The following is a 2131-nucleotide window of genomic DNA, read 5'->3' on the forward strand; positions in this document are numbered from 1 at the left end:
GCTAGCTCTGTATGTAATGTTACCTGACTGTCCAGCTCCCGCATGAAGCCCAGTCACCAAGCGTTACATTTCGCAAAAAGACTCGTAACATTTCGACAATAACAAACGGCAGGGTTGTTCTTGGTCTTGCTAATCTCACCACTGTGATGGCGGCATACGACTGGATTCAGAAAGCGTTAACAACGGTTCATAAGGCGAATTGGTATCGCTCCGTCAAGTTAATGGATGGCCCTGGCCCCACTGTATTACTGAACAGGAAAACAGTGGTGAATTTTGCCAGTAATGATTATCTAGGGCTGGCTGGCGACCCTCGCTTGGCGGAAGCTGCAATTGCCGCAATTCATACCTATGGAACCGGCAGTACCGGATCGCGATTGCTTAGCGGTCATCGGGCGATCCATGAGCAGTTGGAACATGCGATCGCAGCCTGGAAACAAACAGAAGCGGCCATTGTCTATAGCTCCGGCTATCTGGCCAATATCGGCACGATTACGGCTTTGGTCAGTGGACGGGATTTAATCCTGGCCGATACCTACAACCATGCCAGTCTTAAGAATGGGGCGCGGTTAAGTGGAGCCACCATCCATGAATTTGGCCATGCCAATGTCGCAGAGTTACAAACTCTTCTAGAAACCCATCGTTCCCACCATCGCCGCTGCCTCTTGGTCACCGATAGTGTCTTTAGTATGGATGGTGATTTATGCCCGCTGCCGGAACTAATTGCTCTGGCGACAAAATATGACTGTATGCTTCTGATTGATGAGGCCCACGGGACTGGCGTATTAGGGGTAACAGGAGCAGGCTGTGTGGAACATTTTGGCTGTCGCGAGGCGGAGCTGATTCAGATGGGAACGCTCAGTAAAGCTCTTGGCAGTTTAGGCGGCTATGTGGCAGGCTCCGCTAACTTGATTGATTATCTCCGCAACCGCTCCACAAGCTGGATTTATACGACGGGACTATCCCCTGCGGATACGGCGGCAGCGTTGGCGGCGGTGGAAATTATTCGAGAGGGAGATGAGTTGCGATCTCAACTTTGGCAACGGGTCACTCAACTCAAGCAAGCCTTAACCACCCACCTGGCCACTGAAAACGAACATCAAATCATGCAGCTCTTACCCTCAGAGTCACCGATTCTCTGTGTACAAATGCCTACACCCGCAGCCGTTTTGACGGCCAGCCAGCAACTCCTTGACCAAGGGATTTTTGCCCCAGCCATCCGCCCACCTACTGTCCCCACTAGCCGAATTCGGATATCTATGATGGCTACTCATCAGCCTGAACACGTTGATCAGCTTATTGTTGCCTTAAGCGAGGTAGCTCAGGGCAGTTGAGAACTTTCATACGCAGGCTTACTGATATTTTTGAGTGAGATAATTTGTGTATTCTGTTTACAATTCATGATCACTAGGATCTGCTTCAGGACGCTTGGCGAGTTTTTTGACAAATTTCATCTCTCCTTCGAAATCACCATCTGACTCAACGCCAACGGGAATCCAATTGAGATGTAGATAGAAACCATAGGCTCTGAAACTCGGGTTATTACCTGTGACTAACCAAATCTCTTCAATCTCCTTTGACCAGAACCAAGTTTCAGTAACCTGCATTAGAGCACGTCCTGCTCCCCGCCCTTCAAAAGCCGGGAGGACAAAAATGCCAAATATTGTTTTTTCTGTGGCACTGGCAATGGAGAAGCCAATCGCTTGATCATCAATCTCAGCGATCCATGCACAACAGTCCGTCTCTAGCATTTTGGTAACTGACGCTGGCGTAATGCCAAGCTCAGCAATCTCTTCTCGAGATTGATAATTTTCGACAACGCTAGTTCGAATCTCAAACAGAGTCTCGACATCCTGCGGTTGGGCAATGCGGATATTCATGGTGTCTAGCCTGGTTCTTGTTCTAGCTCCGAAATATACTCACCAAGTAGATCAATCAACTATTCAAATCTCTACAGACCACTTGGTTCTCCCAACCTTTTAGGTTTTCAACTTGATAAGAGCGGCCTCTTTCAAGCCAGTTATACGGTAGTGGATTGCTTGCTAATGGATTGTGCACAACCATAAAGTCGCAACCACTTCTACTCAAATCTGGTTGCCCAACATTCGGATGATTTAGGTCATCTGCCCAGGTA

Annotated in this window: 3 protein-coding genes; 1 reads left to right on the forward strand and 2 read right to left on the reverse strand. The window is 48.5% G+C overall.

Features of this window, described 5'->3' with window-relative positions:
• The first annotated feature begins 146 nt into the window (after window positions 1-146).
• Window positions 147-1331 carry an 8-amino-7-oxononanoate synthase gene (gene bioF, locus Q0991_RS06745; protein WP_299486671.1) on the forward strand — a complete coding sequence of 395 codons (1185 nt, stop codon included), beginning with the start codon at window positions 147-149 and terminating at the stop codon, window positions 1329-1331.
• A gap of 57 nt (window positions 1332-1388) precedes the next feature.
• Here the strand turns inward: bioF and Q0991_RS06750 are convergent, their stop codons facing one another.
• On the reverse strand, window positions 1389-1877 hold the full coding sequence (locus Q0991_RS06750) for a GNAT family N-acetyltransferase (RefSeq protein ID WP_299486673.1): 489 nt from the start codon (window positions 1875-1877) through the stop codon (window positions 1389-1391).
• Between the two features lie 55 nt (window positions 1878-1932).
• On the reverse strand, window positions 1933-2131 hold a 199-nt coding region (locus Q0991_RS06755; RefSeq protein WP_299486674.1), incomplete at its 5' end, for a hypothetical protein.

Origin of the sequence: Acaryochloris sp. IP29b_bin.137 (assembly GCF_028285745.1) — a bacterium.
Taxonomy (GTDB): Bacteria; Cyanobacteriota; Cyanobacteriia; order Thermosynechococcales; family Thermosynechococcaceae; genus Acaryochloris.

Bases quoted from the DNA above. Each gene is read 5' to 3' on its own strand.
- Q0991_RS06750 (WP_299486673.1), bottom strand. From the start codon at position 1,877: ATGAATATCCGCATTGCCCAACCGCAGGATGTCGAGACTCTGTTTGAG.
- bioF (WP_299486671.1), top strand. From the start codon at position 147: ATGGCGGCATACGACTGGATTCAGAAAGCGTTAACAACGGTTCATAAG.